This window comes from Escherichia sp. 94.0001, assembly GCF_013369155.2.
GTDB lineage: Bacteria > Pseudomonadota > Gammaproteobacteria > Enterobacterales > Enterobacteriaceae > Escherichia > Escherichia coli_F.
Map to the genome: position 1 here is coordinate 1 of NZ_JABWMS020000076.1, position 21,173 is coordinate 21,173.

The window sequence follows — 21,173 nt, forward strand, 5'->3', positions numbered from 1 at the left end:
GCATATTGTCTTCTGAGTTCTACTGCATTTGGTGTGTTAAAGTAGCCTGCATTATACGCACCAACTGCATCCCATGTATTCCCCCTGGATTTTATGTTAGAGGCTAAGATATAACCAGCAACAGATATGTTTATACAGGCATCATTCAATAAATCATCTTCAGATATATTAAATTTGCTTAATAAATCTAAATGAGATGAATTTATTTGCATTATACCTATATCATACGTTCCGTTTTTGTTTATTTTACTTTTTATTCCGTTTTTGTTTTTTGATTCGTTCCATGCAATTGCTTTTAATATTAATGGGTCTATATTATATGCTTTTCCAGTAATTTCAAAACAATCAGAAGCATAACAAGAATTTGAAATGAGAATGATACTCAATATAATTTTTTTCATTTTCATGTTGATATTCAATATGATTCATCAGAAATTAAATATGTCAACCACGGAAAACAACAGGTTGGAATATGAGTATATTTAATGATATATTACATTGCAATCTGGAGAAAAAGAAAGGTCTCCGTTATTCTTGATATCGCTTATGGATAGAACAAATTGAAAGGAGTGAGGTTAGTATGAAACTGAGTGAGTTATGATTATGAAGGATGGCATCTATAGCATTATCTTTATTAGCAATGAAGATTCCTGTGGGGAAGGTATACTGATTAAAAATGGAAATTTGATCACTGGCGGAGATATTGCTTCTGTGTATCAGGGGGTCCTGTCTGAAGAGGAGGACATCATACTTCATGTCCATCGCTATAATCATGAAATTCCCTCGGTGCTAAACATTGAACAAGATTATCAATTAGTTATCCCTAAAAAAGTACTGAGTAATGATAGTAATGTCACATTACATTGCCATGTAAGAGGAAATGAAAAATTGTTTGTTGATGTTTATGCCAGATTTATAGAACCATTAACTATTAAAAACACAGAAATATCATAAGTTTTATTTAAAATAATTTTTTGTTTATGAATGTTTTTATGTCGATTTATTTATCAAATAAAAAGAACATGGAAAATGGAATCTAAAAATAAAAATGGCGACTATGTAATTCCTGACTCAGTAAAGAATTACGATGGTGAGCCTCTGTATATCTTGGTTTCTCTTTGGTGTAAATTGCAGGAGAAATGGATTTCTCGCAATGATATTGCCGAAGCATTCGGTATAAACCTGAGGAGAGCATCATTTATTATAACTTATATATCGAGAAGAAAAGAAAAAATTTCATTTCGTGTCAGATATGTTAGTTATGGTAACTTGCATTATAAGCGCCTTGAGATTTTCATTTATGATGTTAACCTCGAGGCTGTTCCGATAGAAAGTCCGGTATCAACCGGACCAAAAAGAAAAAACTACCGAGTCGGTAATGGTATTGTGGGGCAGTCTAATATCTGGAACGAAATGATCATGAGGCGGAAAAAGGAGAATTAAACGTATTTTTTTGAGTATATTTTATAGAAGAATAAAAATAAAGCTCTATTCAAGGGCTTTGTTTTCCAGGATAAGCCTTTTTCTCTGCCAAAGTTTGAAAGTCATTTCCTGACAAATACACTCTGGGCTATAGATGATTGAAACAGTCAGATTTCTGATGCTAAGTTAAGATATATACTGCTTATTCTATAAGCGGAAATGACATTGAGTACAGCAGAAGATGGTTCAGGCGCATAAAATCCTGGTTAATGGAGTAACCCACTCCTGTAGATAAATCTGCCAGCGGTCGGTGCTCAACGTTGGGCGCACTTCACCAAAGCAGCTTTATTATTTCCGATAGAAAATCCCCAGACAGCCTGGGGATTGGTATGGCAGATGGTAGTTTTTAATCTGTATTACCTAACAATTTTTTAATATTTTCTTTATATGTAGCGTATTTTTCTTGTTCATTACACCACATTAAACAAGCCTTAAAGGCTTTTTTGGCCATTTTCCGATTTCCGACCAATAAGTAGCTAATCCCAGAATAATAAGATGCCCTGGGATCTTGCATAACTAAAGTTGCACAGCGAGCGAAACACAGTTGTGCATCTTCATGATTTGATAAACGCTGATGACACAACCCCAGAGATAGGGTGTAGTCATAATTCCAGTGCTCCAGATATGTTAGCAGATGAAATAGATTTCTTGCGGTTATAACATCACCAGATTGATATGCTGTATAGGCATAAGAATGAAGATCATTGAGATCTTGTTGCGTCAAATTTGTCAGTGATGCTAACGTACCACCATCCTGGTAGAAATCATAGATATCCTGTAGAGAGCTAAATTTCCTGCTCATAAAGCCTCATTTATTATTCGCTAGATGCTGATTTTATCGGGGTCGCTTTAATCAAAAAGAGTCGAACAACGCTGTGTTTTTGTTTTGTTGTACTGGAGAATAAGTTACCAATAACAGGAATATCACTTAACAACGGTATACCATCTTTACTTGAACTCTCTTTATCCTGGATAAATCCGCCAAGCAGCAGACTTTCTCCAGCGCTTAATGTCGCTTCTGTTGTCATTTCTGAATTTTGTACTTCAGGTAAGATGCTGCTGGCATCCTGAGCATTACTTTGGTTAGTCGATTGATTGCCATCCTGAATATCAAGTAACAAACGAACTCGTTCCCGACGTTTTCCGGTAAGACTATTCGAGTTGTCATCAAGTATACGTGGTGTCACTCTCAGTAATGTTCCGCTGGTAATACTTTCCAGAGATGCCACCTTTTCTCCGGAAACTTTTGTATAAAACGTTACGTTTTTATCAAGAATCGCCTGCATATTATTTAAGGTTATAATTGATGGCTGAGAGAGTATTTTTGCTTTCGAGTTCTGTTGTAACGCATTCACTCTGATCATGAAATTATTGGCGTTGCTTATCACAGAAGAACTGAGATTAGCTTGCGCCGTTGAGCTGTTAAAGGCAATAGAACCTTGCCCTGCATTTAATGTACCGGACCAGTTTACTCCCAGTTGCTGAAGATCATTTGCATCAACATCAATAATTGAAACAGAAATCTCAATTTGCCTTTGCTCAATATCAAGCTCAGAAATTAATTGCCGATATATGTCCATAGTTATTTCACGATCTTTTACAACAACTGCATTAAGACGTGGATCTGCGGAAATCTTTACACTGTTATCAAACAGGTTGCCGTTTCTTTCTACAGCACCTTTGCCTGTGCTGGGAAGTGAGCCATTACTTGCCATCGTCTTCAGGATGGAGACGACGCCAGGCACGACAACATTTTGGTCGCGGTATTTATACGTTATATCTGTCGCTGATGCATAGTTTAATTTAAATACTCTAACGACATCTTTATTTTTTGCTTTAGACTGTGCTTCTTTATCAAGACTTTCAGATAAAGATGTAATGTATTTTATGCATTCAGGAACGCCACGAACTTCAATCGAGTTAAATGTTGTGATTTTTCTCACGTTACAGGAGTTTTTATTTACTGAGATTGTATCACGCAGATATTTTAACAGTGAGTCAATATCCAGATATGTTGGCGTAATTATGCTTCTTGATATTTCATTTGTTTTATAAATATACAAAATGTTCTCATCATAATACCATGTGAGATGATAGAGCCTGGACAGTTTTTCCAGTACTTTCATTGGTTTTTCATTTTTTATTTCACCAGAGAAATCATCATTCACAGAATTACTGATGAAAACAGGGATGCTATAATTAGCGGCAAAATCATTGAGGATTGCACGTACCGGAGAGCTTTTTGTAATAATAAAATACTCGTTCTTGCCTAATCTTTTTTCCAGAGAGGACGGGGCAGCCTGAGCACTGCAGCAAAATAGTGCTGTAAAAATAAAAAAACTTATTTTTTTCATTACACAATTCGTCCTATATCAGAAAACAAATGTGTTGGAGGCAGCGTTGTATCTGATGTAGATGCTTGCTCTAACTTATCAAATTGCTTGTCAAGCAAAGAGGCGAGTGTGTGTTGCATTATTGCTTTTGACATGTTTGCGCGATGATTATTATCTTTATTAAACAGTTGGCAAAGATACCATTTTTTATTAGATTGAAAAATGCCCATTTGTTTATATTCTTTACTAACGGCCAGAATATTACAGAGTCTGATGAAGGTATCTGTTGGAACCTGGCGAAAATCGCCATTAAGCTCGATATACAGAACCCAGTAACTTCCAAAGTCGTGTAAGAAGGCATTTTTTTGATAGATATGAAAAGTAAGATGCTTTGGTGAACCTTTGACATCTTTTACAAAATCAAGAGCCGTTAGCCAGTCACTATCATTCTTAACAATGCCATTATTATTGTTCATACATATTACCCGTCCTGTCCTGAGGATGACTTGATAACGACACTAATATTTTCTAGTTTGAGATCGTCTACGCTATTCTTAACTAAGTTTTTTATCTGAATGACTGATGGTGCTAAGTTAACCTCTGGCGAGCTAATGACTAAAACAGCCGCTGAGGATGGTTGGCTCTCGTTATTGTTAACATTTAATGAAACGCTGCAATCGATAACACCGGGGATTTTACTTAGTAACCTTTCTATATCTTGTTCTTTGAGATAGTTGATTTTTGCATTTTCTTGTGATGGCGATGCCACTAGCTGACTGGGCGGAAAAATAACTTCAATATCTGCAAATTTCTTTTTCGGGAAGCCATTGTTATTTAAAATGGTTATCGCACGGACAAAATCCTCTTTTTCCACACTTATTGTTACATTTCCACTTTTGTCCATTTCTTTAGATACATTGACATCATTGGATAACAACAATGCTTGCATCTGATTGGCTTCTTTTTCCGTTAATCCTGTATACAATTGCTCTTTACATGCAACTGTCAAACAAATAAAAACAAATAAAAAGGTGTTTTTAATGTATTTTCTCATTTTATTGCATTGAAACCAGTTTTGTAACCGATGTTGAAAGAAGACTTGCTAACTTGGATACGACATCAACATTGACGTTTGCGTTGAGCACATTCTTTTGTAATGTGAGCACATCTTCTGGCGAGAGTCCACCTGCAGATAGGGCATCGAAACTGAGATCGGTGTTCATTGTTGCAAGATGTCTCTTTTTAATTTCTTCAATTAAAACTTGCTCTGGAGAAGATACACCAGCTGTTTTAGGAAGTAATTGATCAAGAAACTGAGCCGCTCCAGCTGCAGAGGGCGTTGGTGCTAACGGGGTATGGTCATCAACGAAATTTGTTTGGGATACTTTATTAAAATGAATATTAATATTTTCTGATTGATTAATATTGTTCATATTTACGGTTAGTCTCTTTTCATGAGAGAGGTAATGGCATAATGCATCCATGACCTCTCTATTTTATTTATGCGATGCGATGATTAGGCATATTTCATCGCTAATCCGCCGCCAAGAGTTGTTACGCCACCTAATACACCGGCCGCGATTCCTAAGCCTAATTTTTGTGAAGGATCTTCAACACACAGTGATGCGATACCAGCACCGATAGCGGCTAGAGCACCTGCACTTATCAAAACTCCACCTAGGATTCTAATGGTACGATTTGTTCCATTTTCTGGTTGCATTACTCCTGTCTTCTCATCCACTGGATTATTTCCATTGATTGTGGCTGCCAGTGGTAATACTCTGCCAGAAGGGCTTAAATTTGCTGCATCCATTAACTTTTCTCCATTGTCTAATTTAGACATTTGTCTGGTTATCAATAACCAAATTATCCCATGGGCAACTATTATATTATTTAAATAGTTGCAATGTACATAAAGTACATATACTGTATATATTATCCAACACGCTTTTTCAAGCAATAATATCCACACATATACTTACTTCAGAGCCTGCATATGAATCTTTTAATTAAAAGAAACGTAGAAGAGTTTTTAAGGTTATTAGGGAATGATTTTTATTTGTTTGATAATCGCGTGGAAATTGATTTTAATGGTTTTTCTTTTTTTATTGAAATAATTGATAGTAATGTGTTTATTACGTTTGCCTTAGAGTATAACGAAAATGCGTTTTTTTCTTTTTTCAATGCCCTTGCCCCTGAACGGACGCAGGGAGTGATTGAACATATTTTTGTCTACGATAACAAATTGTGCTTAAGTTGTTTGTTAACCAATATTGATGTGTTTTCTCTAATGAATACTTTTCAGCAGCATGTGCAGATTATTGAACGAGTTCGCAGGATGACATCATGAATAAACTCTTAAATATATTTAAAAAAGCAGAGTCATATCACGATCTTATTCTGGCTCTCTTCTTCTTTATGGCTGTAATGATGATGATTATTCCATTGCCAACAGTTGTGGTGGATATCATTATCGCGATTAATATATCGACAGCATTGCTTTTATTAATGCTCTCAATCTATATAAAAAATCCTCTTGAGCTAACTTCTTTTCCTACAATCCTGTTGATTACGACGTTGATGCGCCTGTCGCTCAGTGTTAGTACAACCAGACTTATTCTGCTGCATCACGATGCGGGTGACATTATTTACTCCTTCGGTAACTTTGTTGTTGGCGGTAATATTGTTGTTGGCCTGGTCATTTTTACCATTATCACCATTGTACAATTTATGGTTATTACAAAAGGGGCTGAGCGTGTTGCTGAAGTGAGTGCTCGTTTTTCTCTTGATGGTATGCCAGGAAAACAAATGAGTATTGATGGTGATATGCGTGCAGGCGTTATTGACCCGCTTGAGGCAAAAGTTCTTCGCTCCCGAGTGCAAAAGGAAAGCCAGTTTTATGGTTCAATGGACGGGGCGATGAAGTTTGTAAAAGGGGACGCTATTGCCGGTATCATCATTGTTTTAGTTAACCTGTTTGGTGGCGTGCTCATTGGAATGTGGCAATTTGACATGCCATTTAGTGAAGCACTTAGCCTGTTTTCTGTATTGTCTGTCGGTGATGCTTTGGTTGCCCAGATCCCTGCGCTTATTATTTCCGTCACTGCGGGGGTTGTTGTTACTCGTGTTCCCGGTGAAAGCGAAAAAGAAGAAAACCTTGCAGGTGATATTGTTCAACAGGTTTCTGTTAATAGTCGCCCTTTTTTAATCAGTGCCGCACTCATGATCGTAATGGCGATTATTCCTGGCTTTCCTACATTGGTCTTCTTGTTTCTGGCGGTTTGCCTGTTGGGTATCGCCTGGAAATTACAAAAGAAAAAGACGTTTGGAACCGGAAATAATAAGGACGCTATGGGAGCTGATTTGTCTAATAGTCAAAATCTCTCACCGGGTGCCGAGCCGTTGATTTTAAACTTAAGTAGTAATATTTATAGCTCAGATATTACACAGCAGATTGAGGTTATGCGTTGGAATTTCTTTGAGGAAAGTGGAATTCCATTGCCTAAGATTATTGTTAATCCAGTTAAAAACAATGATAGCGCTATAGAATTTTTGCTCTATCAAGAGTCAATATACAAAGATACTCTGACAGATGATACTGTTTATTTTGAGGCTGGGCATGCAGAGATATCATTTGAATTTGTCCAGGAAAAGCTTTCGGCTAACTCTATCGTGTATAAAACGAATGAGGCTAACCAACAACTAGCTCACGTCTCAGGTATGGATGTTTATGCAAAAACAAATGATAAGATAACGTTTTTGCTAAAGAAACTTGTATTGTCTAATGCCAAAGAGTTCATCGGCGTACAAGAAACGCGTTATCTGATGGACATCATGGAGAGGAAATATAACGAACTTGTGAAAGAGCTTCAGCGTCAGCTTGGTCTGAGCAAGATTGTGGATATTCTTCAGCGTCTCGTAGAGGAAAATATCTCAATTAGAGATCTACGAACTATTTTTGAAACGCTTATTTTTTGGTCCACAAAAGAAAAAGATGTGGTTATCTTGTGCGAATACGTTCGTATCGCCCTACGTCGGCATATTTTAGGTCGCTATAGCGTTCGCGGTACACTTCTGAATGTTTGGCTTATTGGCTCTGATATTGAAAATGAGCTACGAGAGTCGATCAGACAAACGTCATCAGGTTCGTATTTGAATATCTCACCGGAGCGAAGTGAGCAGATTATTGGCTTCTTAAAAAATATTGTGAATCCAACGGGGAACGGCGTCATTCTGACCGCTTTAGATATCAGGCGCTACGTGAAGAAAATGATTGAAGGTTCGTTCCCGTCAGTCCCCGTGCTCTCTTTTCAGGAAGTTGGGAATAATATCGAACTTAAAGTATTAGGAACGGTAAATGATTTCAGAGCATGATTTTGTATTGGAAAGATACCCACGTATCCAGAGAGTGCTCAATAGCACTGTGCCGACATTATCATTAAATTCGTCTACCAGATATGAAGGCAAGATTACCAATATCGGCGGGACGATTATCAAGGCGCGTTTACCAAAAGCGCGTATTGGCGCCTTTTACAGGATAGAACCCAGTCAACGTTTAGCTGAGGTGATCGCTATTGATGAAGATGAGGTTTTCCTGCTGCCTTTTGAGCATATTTCCGGCATGTATTGTGGCCAGTGGCTAAGTTATCAGGGGGATGAGTTCAAGATTCGTGTTGGGGACGAACTCCTTGGGCGACTGGTTGATGGTATAGGCAGACCAATGGGGAGCAATATTACTGCACCTTATCTTCCGTTTGAACGCAGTTTGTATGCTGAACCCCCCGATCCTTTATTAAGGCAGGTTATTGATCAGCCATTTACGCTTGGCGTCAGGGCAATAGATGGTTTACTTACTTGCGGTATTGGGCAACGTATCGGTATTTTCGCGGGGTCCGGCGTTGGTAAAAGTACGCTTTTGGGAATGATTTGTAATGGCGCATCCGCGGATATTATTGTCCTTGCCCTTATCGGCGAGCGTGGTCGCGAAGTAAATGAATTCCTCGCGCTTTTACCTCAATCCACGCTTTCTAAATGTGTACTGGTCGTCACAACGTCAGACCGTCCCGCGCTGGAAAGAATGAAGGCCGCATTTACGGCGACAACCATTGCAGAGTTCTTCCGGGATCAGGGCAAAAATGTATTATTAATGATGGATTCCGTAACTCGTTATGCCCGAGCCGCGCGTGATGTTGGGCTTGCATCGGGAGAGCCTGATGTAAGGGGGGGATTCCCTCCGAGTGTTTTTTCCTCGTTACCCAAATTATTAGAGCGTGCGGGGCCTGCGCCAAAAGGCTCAATAACCGCGATTTATACGGTGTTGTTAGAAAGCGATAATGTTAATGATCCCATTGGTGATGAAGTCCGCTCTATTCTTGATGGGCACATTGTGCTTACCCGAGAACTTGCAGAGGAAAATCATTTTCCTGCAATTGATATTGGTTTAAGCGCCAGTCGTGTTATGCATAATGTTGTTACATCGGAGCATTTGCGTGCGGCGGCAGAATGCAAAAAGCTTATCGCAACCTATAAAAATATTGAGCTGCTTATTCGTATTGGTGAGTACACGATGGGGCAAGATCCTGAAGCGGATAAGGCAATAAAAAACAGGAAAGCAATTCAGAGCTTTATACAACAAAGCACCAAAGATATCAGTAGTTACGAAAAAACGATTGAAAGCCTATTCAAAGTGGTTGCCTGAATATGTTGGACAGAATTTTATCTATTCGTAAAAGCAGAGCGAATCGATTGAGAGAATCAATGGCTAAGATTAACTCTCAGATAAAAGAGGTGGATGGTAAACTCGATGACTGCGAGCAAGCCATTAAAGAGTCGATTGCCTCTAAGCAGGCGTATTGTGCATCGCTGGTGAATCTGGATAAAGTGTCGTTGTATAAATACCAGATTAAAAACAATGCATTTGATGAGCAAAAGCAGCGATTATATGAGAAAAAATCCTCACTTTCTAAAGAAAAGCGTTCATTGCTCGATTCACAAAAACGAACAAAAGAGGATCTACAACATGTTAATAAATCAATAGAGAAGTTATCTTTTGCCATAAAGGAACATTACTTTGACTAGCATTTCTCTAAAAAGAAATTTGATAGAGCCTGTTTCTTTTCAGCCGTCAGATGATTGGCCGCAGGGAGAAGAAAGTTTTAATGATATTTTTAATCGCATAAAAAAAAGAACACCTGACACTTCGTTCATACGAATGGCTTCTTTATGGAAACGATTGTTCTACGCTCCTGGACAGAGGCGACGCTACTTTGAACAAGGAGAGCGTTCATTTAGTATTATTTGTGGAAAGTTACGCGGAATTGTTTTAACAATAAAATGTAGTAATGGAACCATTTATCTGTCTATTACACTGAACCCCAATAACAAAAATCATATTTTTTTATACCATAAAAAGAATTATATTTGTGATAAGTTAAAAGAAATCTTTCCTGATGAACCTATTGAATTCTCAATTGAATATGAAAATTAATGATTTTTACTTGCCATTGTTGTCAGTCATAGGAACCGGTCGCCTCTATATTACGCCTGAAGGGCATGCTTGCCATGCATATTTTCGCGAAGTCAGCGGTAATGGTATCCGCTTCACGTTAACATGCTCAGGCTATGAGGGGCGTTTTTGGATATCAGAAGAACAGTTCATTCAGTGGTGCCAGGAGTTATTCCCGTATAGCGAAAGCCGGCTGATACCGGAAGATATGATAAAACTCATGATCTTATGGGTAATGCAGACTGCTTTACCAGAAGGTGATGTGTCTGTTGATGATGTTCAATTTACGATGCTAAATAAAGATGTTTATCCGGTAATAGAAAATAATAATGGAGAAAACAGACTTAATGTAATTATACTCGAAATAACGGTACAGAGTTTACAATATCTAATTAATGAAAATTGGCAATTTGTTCCACATTCTAATACCATTTTCTTTGATGGGTATATTGCTCCTGGGTGGACTGATTACCCGGTTACAGAGCTGACTGTTGGTGATAGTTTAAGGCTCTATCATGTTGATGACAGCAAAGAAAGAGAGTGTTGGCTTGTTATTAATAACCCTTTAGCAACCGTAAAACTTTGTGATAATAATTTATTTATTACGGATGTCCAGGCTGCAGATTTGTTATGTGCTATCAGCAATGAGGCTGTAATGGATCGCATTTATTGTGTGATTGGAACAATTCATGTTGATATACATATGTTGCGCAATGCCAAAAAAGATGATATTATCGATTCAACTGGATATCATCTTTTTGGTGGGTGCCGGTTAATACGCAATAATACGACTATAGCATACGGGAGCATTGTAAAAATCAACGAAGATTTTTATTTTACTGTTAGTTTAGTATGTGATTAATCAGGAATAAGTTATATAGGGAGATGTATCATGTCGTCATCGTTATCAGGAATAATACTCAATACTTCGCTGACAAGCCACCATATGTCATGGGGCAAGTTTAGCAGAACTCTTCATGTATTGAATGAAGATATCGTAGATGAAATTCAGCTTAAAGCCCGAACACAACAACGCCACCATCGAGTATATTCAGAAATGGCGGATTACTCCGTTGTCTCCTTTCGGGGCAAAGAATATTCTGTTCGTTTTATTAAAGATTACAAAACAGATAATTATGTGTACAAAGTACAAAAGATGACTCAGGAAAGTGGGTGTCTCTCAAGATTATTTAGCTTTCTTTCTGGCGGTGTGACTAAGGCTTTGGAAAGTAAACTAAATGAGAGGCATATCACTCCACTTTCTCCAACCTGGTTTCCTCGAACTCCACTGGAGGGGGTCTTAACGGAAAGAGGATTATCTTCTTTATTACGTTGCGTACAGTCTACTGAAAACCTTGATTATAGTAATGCTATGATATCAAACTCTTTCTCTAACTCTGTAGTGTGATTATCATTTGAGCTTTCCTCCTGGTTTAACTCCAGAATAATTGTGATTCTGGAGTTTTTCTGTTTGTTTTATGTCGATAATACATTGTTTTTAGGAAAATATGGGATGAATATTCAGAGTGAGTTTGGCTGGCAGAAGTCAGAGATTCTGTGATGAGGAGGGGATTGAGCTGAATGGATGAATTCCTTCCAGCTCATAATTTATCAGGATAAAACATCTTACGAAAATAAACTAATTACTTCATTCTTTAATAAATAACCGTTTTCCATTAAATTGATAAACTCTGTAATGTTAACCTTATCTGCAGGGAATGCAATATTCAAAAGTACGCTATCTTCTTTTAATGATAGAAAAAACATACCGAGTAGATCTCGATTGCTATTTATTTCTAGCATTTTATCAATTTTTGAAGGTTCATTATTGAATAAATAACAATAAAAAAACAGGACCTCAGATTGAGGCGCACACTCCAGTATCCATTCATGACCATCGTGATCATGGAAAGAGAGGGCGTTAGTTTGTTCTTCAAGAGTTATTCCGAACGTATGTGCAAGATCTGTGCGAAATTGTTCATTCATATTGTAGTCCTGTCATTCTTTCAATGAGGGTATGCTTAAACGTAATTAACTCGTGAGTTCTGGCACAAATAATAAGACGAAAATATAAGATGCGAGTAATAGTGTTGCATATTTATGATAGCATGTGATAAATGTAGTGCAACTACTTGTGGATAGTGCCGGAGGAAAATTTAAATATAAAACAATTATTGTTTTTAATGAAAATGAAAAATATTTTGTTATCGTTATATAATATATAAAGGTTTATTGTATGTTTAGTCCAATGACAATGGTAGGTAGATCGTTAGCTCAGGCGGCTACACAAACTCTTAGACCTGCGGTCACCAGAGCTGCGACACAAGCGGGGGTGGGAGCCAGTGGTATGAAGTTCGTGCCCATGCAGTCGAACTTTATGATTAATCATGGCAAACTGACTAACCAGCTACTTCAGGCCGTGGCCAAACAAACCCGTAGCGGTGATACTCAGCAATGGTTCAAACAGGAGCAAATTACTTATATATCCAGAACAGTAAACAGAGCTATTGATGACTATTGCATGAGTAATAATTCGGTAATTGGTAAGGAGACCAAAAGCCACATTTTCAAGGCTGTTGAAAGCGCGATAAAGCAGCCTCTCGATATGAATTGTGCACAAACGTCGATTGGCCATTTCTTACAGTCCAACAAATACTTTAATAAAAAAGTTGATGAGCAGTGTGGCAAAGGGGGGGATCCAATTACACGCTTTAACACCCAGACCAGGATGATAGAACAAGTCTCACAAGAAATCTTTGAACAGAAATTTGGTGGTTTGAAAGTTAGTGATATCAAAGCTCTGACTCAGAGCACGATTGCACAGCATGTACAGGATACTCGGTTGTAGGAATAACCTGTTATATATGCGTGTTGGGCATAAGTTAAGCTTCCTGGTGTATAGCGTAGTCTTTGCTGATGTAAGAAAAGGCTATATACGGAAACTTGATATACTATAAACTTCATTATTTATTATATTGAAAAAGTTATTTAATTGATTTGTTTTGTAATTTTAATGCTTCAATTGGATAAGCATAAAATATAGTTTTATTTATAGTGTGTTTTATTAAAGTTTTACGTGGCATTTATTTTTATATCGCATGATTATTTTCATTTAATTACACTGATGTGTATTTTTCTGCATTATTTTCTTGCATCAAAAATCAGACTGTGATTTATTTGGTCGATGTTATGTTCAGCCGTATATCGACTACGTACTGTATACCATTACATTATTATGTAATAGCAATATAAAGGATTATTATCTATTTACATAAAATAAAAAGGAGACATTTTATGCCTATTGGTAATCTTGGCCACAATCCCAATGTGAGAGCTTTAATTCCACCTGCACCGCCATTACCTTCACAAACCGACGGTGCAGGAGGTGCCCGTAATCAGCTCATTAACTCAAATGGCCCGATGGGGTCTCGTTTGCTATTTACGCCTATAAGGAATTCTGTTGCTGATGCTGCTGATTCTCGTGCCAGTGATATTCCCGGACTTCCTACAAATCCACTGCGCTTTGCTGCGTCCGAGGTATATTTGCATGGTGCGCTTGAAGTTCTTCATGATAAAGGGGGGCTTGATACTCTTAACTCTGCTATTGGATCTTCGTTATTCCGTGTTGAAACTCGGGATGATGGCAGCCATGTTGCTATCGGGCAAAAAAATGGCCTCGAGACCACTGTTGTTTTAAGTGATCAAGAGTTTTCTAGCTTACAGTCCCTTGATCCTGAAGGTAAAAACAAATTTGTATTTACTGGAGGCCGCGGTGGCGCAGGGCATGCTATGGTCACGGTTGCTTCAGATATCGCCGAAGCCCGTCAGAGGATAATAGATAAATTAGAACCAAAGGATACAAAGGAGACGAAGGAGCCAGGGGATCCAAATAGTGGCGAGGGAAAAATCATTGAAATTCATACCTCAACCTCAACTTCTAGCCTCCGTGCAGATCCTAAACTTTGGTTGTCATTGGGGACTATTGCTGCAGGTCTGATAGGGATGGCTGCGACGGGTATTGCACAGGCTGTTGCGTTGACTCCAGAGCCGGATGATCCAACTACTACCGATCCTGATACTGCAGCAAGCACAGCTGAAGCTGCGACAAAAGATCGGTTAACGCAGGAGGCATTCCAGGATCGGGATAAACAAAAAGTTAATATCGATGAGAACGGAAATGCAATTCCGTCAGGGGAATTAATAGATGATGTTGTTGCGCAAATAGCAGAACAAGCTAAAGCGGCGGGGGAACAGGCCAGACAGGAAGCTATTGAAAGTAATTCTCAGGCGCAGAAAAAATATGATGAGCAGCATGCTAAACGCGAACAGGAAATGTCTCTTTCATCGGGGGTTGGCTACGGTATTAGTGGGGCGCTGATTCTTGGCGGGGGAATTGGTGCCGGTGTTACTGCTGCTCTTCATCGGAAAAACCAACCGGCAGAACAAACAATCACTACACGTACAGTAGTCGATAATCAGCCTACGAATAACGCATCTGCACAGGGCAATACTGACACAAGTGGGCCAGAAGAGTCCCCGGCGAGCAGGCGCAATTCGAATGCCAGCCTTGCATCGAACGGGTCTGATACCTCCAGTACGGGCACGGTAGAGAATCCGTATGCTGACGTTGGAATGCCCAGAAATGATTCACTGGCTCGTATTCCAGAGGAACCTATTTATGATGAGGTCGCTGCAGATCCTAATTATAGCGTCATTCAACATTTTTCAGGGAACAGCCCAGTTACCGGAAGGTTAGTGGGAACCCCAGGGCAAGGCATCCAAAGTACTTATGCGCTTCTGGCAAGCAGCGGCGGATTGCGTTTAGGTATGGGAGGATTAACGGGGGGGGGCGAGAGCGCAGTAAGTACTACCAATGCCTCACCAACGCCGGGACCCGCACGTTTCGTTTAAATATATCCGTGAGTATTTAGTTGAGGTCGGGAGGGGGGGAGTTTTACTAATATTAATGTTTCAGAGAATAAAGTTGCAGCATGGGCAACTCTTGAACTTCTGTAATTATAAATTCAATTAAGAGAAATTATAATGTCATCAAGATCTGAGCTTTTATTAGATAGATTTGCAGAAAAAATTGGTATTGGATCTATTTCATTTAATGAAAATAGATTGTGTTCTTTTGCTATTGATGAGATTTATTATATTTCGTTATCTGATGCTAATGACGAATATATGATGATCTATGGCGTCTGTGGGAAATTCCCGACAGATAATCCTAACTTCGCTCTTGAGATTTTGAATGCAAACTTATGGTTTGCAGAGAATGGTGGACCATACCTGTGTTATGAATCAGGAGCACAATCGCTGTTGTTAGCGTTACGTTTTCCGCTCGATGATGCTACACCTGAAAAACTTGAGAATGAAATAGAAGTCGTCGTTAAGTCAATGGAAAACCTGTATTTGGTATTACATAATCAGGGAATAACATTAGAAAACGAACATATGAAAATAGAGGAAATTAGTTCAAGCGATAATAAACATTATTACGCCGGAAGATAAAAGATTATTTATTAATATAATTTACTATTCATTCTAACTCATTGTGGTGGAGCCCATAACATGATTACTCATAGTTTTTATACCCGGACCCGGCACAAGCATAAGCTAAAAAAAACATTTATTATGCTTAGTGCTGGTTTAGGATTGTTTTTTTATGTTAACCAGAATTCATTTGCAAATGGTGAAAATTATTTTAAATTGAGTTCAGATTCAAAACTGTTAACTCAAAATGCCGCTCAGGATCGCCTTTTTTATACGTTAAAAACAGGTGAAACTGTTGCCAATATTTCTAAATCACAGGGGATCAGTTTATCGGTAATTTGGTCACTGAATAAACATTTATACAGCTCCGAAAGCGAAATGATGAAGGCTGGGCCTGGTCAGCAGATCATTTTGCCACTCAAAAAACTGTCTGTTGAATATAGTGCCTTACCTGTCTTAGGTTCGGCACCTGTTGTTGCTGCAGGTGGTGTCGCTGGTCATACGAATAAAATGACTAAAATGTCCCCGGACGCGACTAAAAGCAACACGACCGATGACAAGGCTCTAAATTATGCGGCACAACAGGCCGCGAGCCTTGGTAGCCAGCTCCAGTCGCGCTCACTGAACGGCGATTACGCGAAAGATACCGCTCTTGGTATGGCCAGCAGCCAGGCTTCGTCACAGTTGCAGGCCTGGTTACAACATTATGGAACGGCAGAGGTTAATCTGCAGAGTGGTAATAACTTTGACGGTAGTTCACTGGACTTCTTATTACCGTTCTATGATTCCGAAAACATGCTGGCATTTGGTCAGGTCGGGGCGCGTTACATTGACTCCCGCTTTACGGCAAATTTAGGTGCTGGCCAGCGTTTTTTCCTTCCTGAAAATATGTTGGGCTATAACGTCTTCATTGATCAGGATTTTTCTGGTGATAATACCCGTTTAGGTATTGGTGGCGAATACTGGCGAGACTATTTCAAAAGTAGCGTTAACGGCTATTTCCGCATGAGCGGCTGGCATGAGTCATACAATAAGAAAGACTATGATGAGCGCCCGGCAAATGGTTTTGATATCCGCTTTAATGGCTATTTACCATCATATCCGGCATTAGGCGCCAAACTGATGTACGAACAGTATTATGGTGATAATGTTGCTTTGTTTAATTCCGATAAGTTGCAGTCGAATCCTGGCGCGGCGACCGTTGGTGTAAACTACACTCCGATTCCTCTGGTGACGATGGGGATCGATTACCGTCATGGTACGGGTAATGAAAATGATCTCCTTTACTCAATGCAGTTCCGTTATCAGTTTGATAAACCGTGGTCTCAGCAAATCGAGCCACAGTATGTTAACGAGTTAAGAACATTATCGGGCAGCCGTTACGATCTGGTTCAGCGTAATAACAATATTATTCTGGAGTACAAAAAGCAGGATATTCTTTCTCTGAATATTCCGCATGATATTAATGGTACTGAACACAGTACGCAGAAGATTCAATTGATCGTTAAGAGCAAATATGGTCTGGATCGTATCGTCTGGGATGATAGTGCATTACGCAGTCAGGGCGCTCAGATTCAGCATAGCGGAAGCCAAAGCGCACAAGACTACCAGGCTATTTTGCCTGCTTATGTGCAAGGTGGCAGCAATATTTATAAAGTGACCGCTCGCGCCTATGACCGAAATGGTAATAGTTCTAATAATGTACAGCTCACTATTACCGTTTTACCGAATGGGCAGGTTGTGGACCAGGTTGGGGTAACGGACTTTACGGCTGATAAGACATCGGCTAAAGCGGATAACGTTGATACCATTACTTATACCGCGACGGTTAAAAAGAATGGTGTAGCTCAGGCTAATGCCCCTGTAACATTTAGTATTGTATCCGGGACTGCAACTCTCGGGGCAAATAGTGCCAAAACGGATGGTAACGGTAAGGCAACCGTAACGTTGAAGTCGGGTACGCCAGGGCAGGTCGTCGTGTCTGCTAAAACCGCGGAGATGACTTCGCCACTTAATGCCAGTGCGGTTATATTTGTTGATCAAACCAAGGCCAGCATTACTGAGATTAAGGCTGATAAAACAACAGCGAAGGCAAATGGTTCTGATGCGATTACCTATATTGTTAAAGTAATGAAGAATAACCAACCAGAAGCAAACCATTCTGTTACATTCTCAACGAACTTTGGTAATCTGGGGGGAAATTCTAATACCCAAATTGTGAAAACGGATAAAGATGGTAGGGCTACGGTAAAACTGACATCTGGCGTTGCAGGTAATGCTGTTGTTAGTGCAAAAGTCAGCGAAGTTAATACAGAGGTTAAGGCTCCTGAGGTAAAATTCTTCTCAGTTCTGAGCATTGATAGTAATGTGAGTATTATTGGAACCTCCGCTAATGGCGCTTTACCTAATATTTGGTTGCGATATGGTCAGTTTAAGCTGACAGCCAAAGGTGGCGATGGGAAATATCAATGGCGCTCTCAAGATCCAAGTGTTGCATCAGTTGATGCTTTAACTGGTCGAGTTACTTTGCTGAAGAAAGGAACAACAACAATTGAAGTTGTATCGGGTGATAACCAAACAGCAATGTATACAATTAATACACCTACAAAATTTATATCTGTGGAGACACAAAATAAAGTAGTCTATAGTGATGCTGAGGCAACATGTAGAATGAATAATGCACGCTTGCCGTCATCTACGAGTGAGCTAAAGGATGTGTATAATAAATGGGGCGCCGCCAATAGTTATGAAGGCTATAAAGGTAAAAAAACAATAACAGCATGGACACAGCAAACTGAGGATGATAAACAAAAAGGTTGGACTAGTACATTTGACATAGTTACAAAAAATGAAATCCCTAGTAATGGCAGTAATAGTAAAGTCAACGTGAATAAAGCTAACGCTTTTGCCGTCTGTGTAAGATGATCTTATAATCATTAATTAATGCCCAACTAAGATAGTTATCTTGGTTGGGCTTAATAGATATTTATTCAACCTTAATAGTTGTACCTTATTTAGGTAAATTTCTTTACGGCGAGGCCATTATTGAATTGCCCAACTGCGCTTGTTTAATATTCTGTATAAATGCTTCTCTCAGAACTGACCATATTTTTCCACCGCTCCCTATTAGAAAATTTGCTATTACTTCACCCTACAATAAATAAAAAACCCTCCGAAGAGGGGGAAGACGATAATAAATTAATACGATAGCGGAATATGTATATATTCGTCTGGGCGGGAGATGTTGATACCATCTTTAGGATCAATCGCGTCTATGACATAGCCTCCTTTCAGAATGCTACCAATTCCCAGGCTTGTACCGTTATCAAGAGCAATTGTTGGATTCTTCATCGTGCCGCTGATTCTGAGTATTTTTCCGGGGAAAATATCTGCTGAAATGTACGGCTGAATGTTCTGAAATAGTATCTTGACGTTACTATTTTTGTTCATCGCATTTATAATGGCAAGGATCTTACTCTCGTTCTGTTGAGAAACCTCCCCCGCAACAATGATGACATCATTCTTTTTGAAAATATTGACATAGTTTATTAATTTATTCTTTTTGAACTCTGATGCCAGTTCATTGATTTTATTGTTACTGTTGTTATGTATTTCCCATCCAGCAACCCCTGGCGTATTCAGTAACAGATTTTCAACTTCGCTCCATTTGGGTGAAGGGGGAATGTATCCCGATAACAGGAAAAATCCAGGCTTATTACCTTTTGTAATGATGATATCCTTATAACCGTATTCCGTTAAAATATCATTAATCGCGGAGATGATTTGGTTATTGCAAATGATATTGTTGTAATAAAAAATATTTTTTTCTTTCAGGTAATTAAAAAATGGAGTTAAATCAGTGGTTGATTCGCAACGTCCATAAAGCGCGACATTTTTCCCATGCCATACCAGAGTGATTGCATGAAGTTTGTTTTCTTTTAGCTGCTGGTATACATCAGCTCTGGTAAACGCTGGGGGTTCAGCTTTTGGGGAAAGCAAAACGTAACTGCCTATGGCGCCAGACAACGCAATCGCAGCACCAATCACGCTAGCCAGGATAAGACGCTTTTTACGTCGATTTTTGGCAGAGAACCTTTCTGGCACATCAGACAATGGCAAGGTGTGGTCAATATCACCAATGATGAAGCAACATCCCGCTATATCGATGACCTTTCCGACAGGTAATGACTGATCTGCTTCATAAGGGGTGGGCTGTCCATCAATCCAAAATTCAACCGGAGATAAAAGGAAAACACCTTCCTCACGTATATCAAGTAAAAACTGATTGAGGCCTTGTTCAAGGGGAAAATAAACAATATCGTTATCTTCTGTGCCTATCGTTAGGTTTCCCATCGGAAGTTGTAATTCCCGATTACGCATCGCACCATTGAGAAGTTTTATTTTATATGAGGATAACATTTTTAAATTTTATTCATCCTGGTGGTTGAACAATGAGAAAAAATATGGTGAACTTACATCAACTAAGAATAGAGTAGAAAGGAAGCTGTTGTACAGTACTATTTAATGGAATATTCATAATTAATGATTACGTGAGTTTCCAATGGCTAATGGTATTGAATTTAATCAAAACACCGCATCTGTTTTTAATTCTAATTCATTAGATTTTGAATTGGAATCTCAACAATTAACGAAAAAAAATTCTTCTAATAGTTATTCTCCATTATTAAATTTACAAAATGAATTAGCGATGATTACTAGTTCATCGCTTTCTGAAACGATTGAAGGGCTAAGCCTGGGATATCGCAAAGGCAGTGCAAGGAAAGAAGAGGAAGGAACGACAACGGAGAAGCTGCTTAATGATATGCAAGAGCTGCTTGCTCTGACCGATAGCGATAAATTAAAAGAACTATCATTAAAGAACAGTGGGCTGCTGGAACAGCATGATCCTAATTTGGCTATGTTTGGTAATATGCCAAAAGGGGAGATTGTTGCACTTATATCTTCTTTATTACAATCTAAGTTTGTTAAGATTGAATTAAAAAAGAAATACGCCAAATTATTATTAGATTTATTAGGCGAAGATGATTGGGAGTTGGCTCTGCTTTCCTGGTTAGGGGTGGGTGAGTTAAATCAGGAAGGTATCCAGAAGATCAAAAAGCTTTATGAAAAGGCCAAGGATGAGGATTCTGAAAAGGGAGCCTCTTTACTTGACTGGTTTATGGAGATTAAGGATCTTCCAGAGCGTGAGAAGCACTTAAAGGTTATTATTAGGGCGCTATCGTTCGATCTGTCTTATATGTCTTCTTTTGAAGATAAGGTGAAAACATCTTCAATTATTAGCGATTTATGCCGGGTAATCATTTTTTTATCGCTTGATAACTATACAGATATTATTG

23 protein-coding genes are annotated in these 21,173 nt (G+C 38.8%); 14 read left to right on the forward strand and 9 right to left on the reverse strand.

The window, feature by feature from the left end; all coding sequences use genetic code 11:
* A partial coding sequence (gene etgA / locus HEN33_RS21655; RefSeq protein ID WP_183083468.1) for a type III secretion system LEE muramidase EtgA occupies window positions 1-401 on the reverse strand: 401 nt, incomplete at its 3' end.
* Window positions 402-597: 196 nt separating this feature from the next.
* On the opposite strand from etgA, the gene grlR reads away from it, so the two are divergent.
* A complete protein-coding gene (grlR, locus tag HEN33_RS21660) occupies window positions 598-954 on the forward strand; it encodes a type III secretion system LEE GrlA-binding negative regulator GrlR (RefSeq protein WP_000605359.1) in 357 nt (118 codons plus the stop codon).
* A gap of 75 nt (window positions 955-1,029) precedes the next feature.
* On the forward strand, window positions 1,030-1,443 hold the full coding sequence (gene grlA / locus HEN33_RS21665; RefSeq protein WP_000444181.1) for a type III secretion system LEE transcriptional regulator GrlA: 414 nt from the start codon (window positions 1,030-1,032) through the stop codon (window positions 1,441-1,443).
* 385 nt (window positions 1,444-1,828) lie between these two features.
* On the opposite strand, the gene cesD is transcribed toward grlA, so the two are convergent.
* The 6 genes from cesD to HEN33_RS21695 form a co-directional block, all read right to left on the reverse strand.
* On the reverse strand, window positions 1,829-2,284 hold the full coding sequence (gene cesD / locus HEN33_RS21670) for a SycD/LcrH family type III secretion system chaperone CesD (RefSeq protein WP_000087469.1): 456 nt from the start codon (window positions 2,282-2,284) through the stop codon (window positions 1,829-1,831).
* Between the two features lie 13 nt (window positions 2,285-2,297).
* Window positions 2,298-3,836 (reverse strand): type III secretion system LEE outer membrane ring protein EscC, encoded by a 1,539-nt coding sequence (escC, locus tag HEN33_RS21675; protein ID WP_000723928.1) that lies wholly within the window; start codon window positions 3,834-3,836, stop codon window positions 2,298-2,300.
* On the reverse strand, window positions 3,836-4,291 hold the full coding sequence (gene sepD, locus HEN33_RS21680) for a type III secretion system LEE switch protein SepD (protein ID WP_176263306.1): 456 nt from the start codon (window positions 4,289-4,291) through the stop codon (window positions 3,836-3,838). The genes escC and sepD overlap by 1 nt, the downstream gene beginning before the upstream one ends.
* Window positions 4,292-4,296: 5 nt before the next feature.
* The gene (escJ, locus tag HEN33_RS21685; RefSeq protein ID WP_001233824.1) at window positions 4,297-4,869 is read right to left on the reverse strand and encodes a type III secretion system LEE inner membrane ring protein EscJ; all 573 of its coding nucleotides are present in this window, start codon (window positions 4,867-4,869) and stop codon (window positions 4,297-4,299) included.
* A 1-nt stretch (window position 4,870) separates the two neighbouring features.
* Entirely contained in the window at window positions 4,871-5,248 is a 378-nt protein-coding gene (gene sctI, locus HEN33_RS21690; RefSeq protein ID WP_001059795.1) for a type III secretion system inner rod subunit SctI, read from the reverse strand.
* A gap of 83 nt (window positions 5,249-5,331) precedes the next feature.
* On the reverse strand, window positions 5,332-5,628 hold the full coding sequence (locus HEN33_RS21695) for a type III secretion system protein SepZ (protein ID WP_000338353.1): 297 nt from the start codon (window positions 5,626-5,628) through the stop codon (window positions 5,332-5,334).
* Window positions 5,629-5,811: 183 nt separating this feature from the next.
* Between HEN33_RS21695 and cesL the strand changes: the two genes are divergently transcribed.
* Genes cesL through HEN33_RS21730 form a run of 7 tightly spaced genes read left to right on the forward strand, consistent with a single transcriptional unit; the run spans window position 5,812 to window position 11,728 of the window.
* Window positions 5,812-6,165, forward strand: a complete 354-nt coding sequence (cesL, locus tag HEN33_RS21700) for a type III secretion system LEE chaperone CesL (RefSeq protein WP_001050414.1) — start codon at window positions 5,812-5,814, stop codon at window positions 6,163-6,165.
* The gene (escV, locus tag HEN33_RS21705; RefSeq protein ID WP_052931323.1) at window positions 6,162-8,189 is read left to right on the forward strand and encodes a type III secretion system LEE export apparatus protein EscV; all 2,028 of its coding nucleotides are present in this window, start codon (window positions 6,162-6,164) and stop codon (window positions 8,187-8,189) included. The genes cesL and escV overlap by 4 nt, the downstream gene beginning before the upstream one ends.
* Entirely contained in the window at window positions 8,173-9,513 is a 1,341-nt protein-coding gene (gene escN, locus HEN33_RS21710; protein WP_000622542.1) for a type III secretion system LEE ATPase EscN, read from the forward strand. The genes escV and escN overlap by 17 nt, the downstream gene beginning before the upstream one ends.
* Window positions 9,514-9,572: 59 nt before the next feature.
* Window positions 9,573-9,893, forward strand: a complete 321-nt coding sequence (locus tag HEN33_RS21715; protein WP_001062953.1) for a hypothetical protein — start codon at window positions 9,573-9,575, stop codon at window positions 9,891-9,893.
* The gene (locus HEN33_RS21720; protein ID WP_001443671.1) at window positions 9,886-10,302 is read left to right on the forward strand and encodes a DUF1106 domain-containing protein; all 417 of its coding nucleotides are present in this window, start codon (window positions 9,886-9,888) and stop codon (window positions 10,300-10,302) included. The genes HEN33_RS21715 and HEN33_RS21720 overlap by 8 nt, the downstream gene beginning before the upstream one ends.
* Window positions 10,265-11,182 carry a type III secretion system protein SepQ gene (locus HEN33_RS21725; RefSeq protein ID WP_001050798.1) on the forward strand — a complete coding sequence of 306 codons (918 nt, stop codon included), beginning with the start codon at window positions 10,265-10,267 and terminating at the stop codon, window positions 11,180-11,182. Before HEN33_RS21720 ends, HEN33_RS21725 begins: the two co-directional genes overlap by 38 nt.
* 30 nt (window positions 11,183-11,212) lie before the next feature.
* Window positions 11,213-11,728, forward strand: coding sequence for a hypothetical protein (locus HEN33_RS21730; RefSeq protein WP_001374266.1), 516 nt, complete (start codon window positions 11,213-11,215; stop codon window positions 11,726-11,728).
* 218 nt (window positions 11,729-11,946) lie between these two features.
* On the opposite strand, the gene HEN33_RS21735 is transcribed toward HEN33_RS21730, so the two are convergent.
* Entirely contained in the window at window positions 11,947-12,306 is a 360-nt protein-coding gene (locus HEN33_RS21735; RefSeq protein WP_183083466.1) for a Tir chaperone family protein, read from the reverse strand.
* A gap of 250 nt (window positions 12,307-12,556) precedes the next feature.
* Between HEN33_RS21735 and HEN33_RS21740 the strand changes: the two genes are divergently transcribed.
* From HEN33_RS21740 to eae, 4 genes are all read left to right on the forward strand, one after another.
* Entirely contained in the window at window positions 12,557-13,168 is a 612-nt protein-coding gene (locus HEN33_RS21740) for a hypothetical protein (protein WP_000492642.1), read from the forward strand.
* Window positions 13,169-13,614: 446 nt separating this feature from the next.
* Window positions 13,615-15,231, forward strand: coding sequence for a type III secretion system LEE translocated intimin receptor Tir (gene tir / locus HEN33_RS21745; protein ID WP_176263501.1), 1,617 nt, complete (start codon window positions 13,615-13,617; stop codon window positions 15,229-15,231).
* 132 nt (window positions 15,232-15,363) lie between these two features.
* Window positions 15,364-15,834 carry a type III secretion system LEE chaperone CesT gene (cesT, locus tag HEN33_RS21750; protein WP_000098786.1) on the forward strand — a complete coding sequence of 157 codons (471 nt, stop codon included), beginning with the start codon at window positions 15,364-15,366 and terminating at the stop codon, window positions 15,832-15,834.
* A 60-nt stretch (window positions 15,835-15,894) separates the two neighbouring features.
* On the forward strand, window positions 15,895-18,741 hold the full coding sequence (gene eae, locus HEN33_RS21755) for an intimin type epsilon (protein ID WP_176262923.1): 2,847 nt from the start codon (window positions 15,895-15,897) through the stop codon (window positions 18,739-18,741).
* A gap of 273 nt (window positions 18,742-19,014) precedes the next feature.
* Here the strand turns inward: eae and escD are convergent, their stop codons facing one another.
* Window positions 19,015-20,235, reverse strand: coding sequence for a type III secretion system LEE inner membrane ring protein EscD (escD, locus tag HEN33_RS21760; RefSeq protein WP_000953242.1), 1,221 nt, complete (start codon window positions 20,233-20,235; stop codon window positions 19,015-19,017).
* 142 nt (window positions 20,236-20,377) lie between these two features.
* On the opposite strand from escD, the gene HEN33_RS21765 reads away from it, so the two are divergent.
* Window positions 20,378-21,173: HrpJ domain-containing protein (locus HEN33_RS21765; RefSeq protein WP_183083467.1), on the forward strand; the 796-nt coding region annotated here is incomplete at its 3' end.

What these genes read in the sequence shown, in the direction of transcription:
- sctI (WP_001059795.1), bottom strand. Translation starts at nt 5,248, where the DNA reads ATGAACAATATTAATCAATCAGAAAATATTAATATTCATTTTAATAAA.
- escD (WP_000953242.1), bottom strand. Translation starts at nt 20,235, where the DNA reads ATGTTATCCTCATATAAAATAAAACTTCTCAATGGTGCGATGCGTAAT.
- sepD (WP_176263306.1), bottom strand. Translation starts at nt 4,291, where the DNA reads ATGAACAATAATAATGGCATTGTTAAGAATGATAGTGACTGGCTAACG.
- HEN33_RS21740 (WP_000492642.1), top strand. Translation starts at nt 12,557, where the DNA reads ATGTTTAGTCCAATGACAATGGTAGGTAGATCGTTAGCTCAGGCGGCT.
- grlR (WP_000605359.1), top strand. Translation starts at nt 598, where the DNA reads ATGATTATGAAGGATGGCATCTATAGCATTATCTTTATTAGCAATGAA.
- escC (WP_000723928.1), bottom strand. Translation starts at nt 3,836, where the DNA reads ATGAAAAAAATAAGTTTTTTTATTTTTACAGCACTATTTTGCTGCAGT.
- escJ (WP_001233824.1), bottom strand. Translation starts at nt 4,869, where the DNA reads ATGAGAAAATACATTAAAAACACCTTTTTATTTGTTTTTATTTGTTTG.
- eae (WP_176262923.1), top strand. Translation starts at nt 15,895, where the DNA reads ATGATTACTCATAGTTTTTATACCCGGACCCGGCACAAGCATAAGCTA.
- escV (WP_052931323.1), top strand. Translation starts at nt 6,162, where the DNA reads ATGAATAAACTCTTAAATATATTTAAAAAAGCAGAGTCATATCACGAT.
- escN (WP_000622542.1), top strand. Translation starts at nt 8,173, where the DNA reads ATGATTTCAGAGCATGATTTTGTATTGGAAAGATACCCACGTATCCAG.
- grlA (WP_000444181.1), top strand. Translation starts at nt 1,030, where the DNA reads ATGGAATCTAAAAATAAAAATGGCGACTATGTAATTCCTGACTCAGTA.
- HEN33_RS21725 (WP_001050798.1), top strand. Translation starts at nt 10,265, where the DNA reads ATGAACCTATTGAATTCTCAATTGAATATGAAAATTAATGATTTTTAC.
- HEN33_RS21730 (WP_001374266.1), top strand. Translation starts at nt 11,213, where the DNA reads ATGTCGTCATCGTTATCAGGAATAATACTCAATACTTCGCTGACAAGC.
- HEN33_RS21735 (WP_183083466.1), bottom strand. Translation starts at nt 12,306, where the DNA reads ATGAATGAACAATTTCGCACAGATCTTGCACATACGTTCGGAATAACT.
- HEN33_RS21695 (WP_000338353.1), bottom strand. Translation starts at nt 5,628, where the DNA reads ATGGATGCAGCAAATTTAAGCCCTTCTGGCAGAGTATTACCACTGGCA.
- cesD (WP_000087469.1), bottom strand. Translation starts at nt 2,284, where the DNA reads ATGAGCAGGAAATTTAGCTCTCTACAGGATATCTATGATTTCTACCAG.
- tir (WP_176263501.1), top strand. Translation starts at nt 13,615, where the DNA reads ATGCCTATTGGTAATCTTGGCCACAATCCCAATGTGAGAGCTTTAATT.
- cesL (WP_001050414.1), top strand. Translation starts at nt 5,812, where the DNA reads ATGAATCTTTTAATTAAAAGAAACGTAGAAGAGTTTTTAAGGTTATTA.
- cesT (WP_000098786.1), top strand. Translation starts at nt 15,364, where the DNA reads ATGTCATCAAGATCTGAGCTTTTATTAGATAGATTTGCAGAAAAAATT.
- HEN33_RS21715 (WP_001062953.1), top strand. Translation starts at nt 9,573, where the DNA reads ATGGCTAAGATTAACTCTCAGATAAAAGAGGTGGATGGTAAACTCGAT.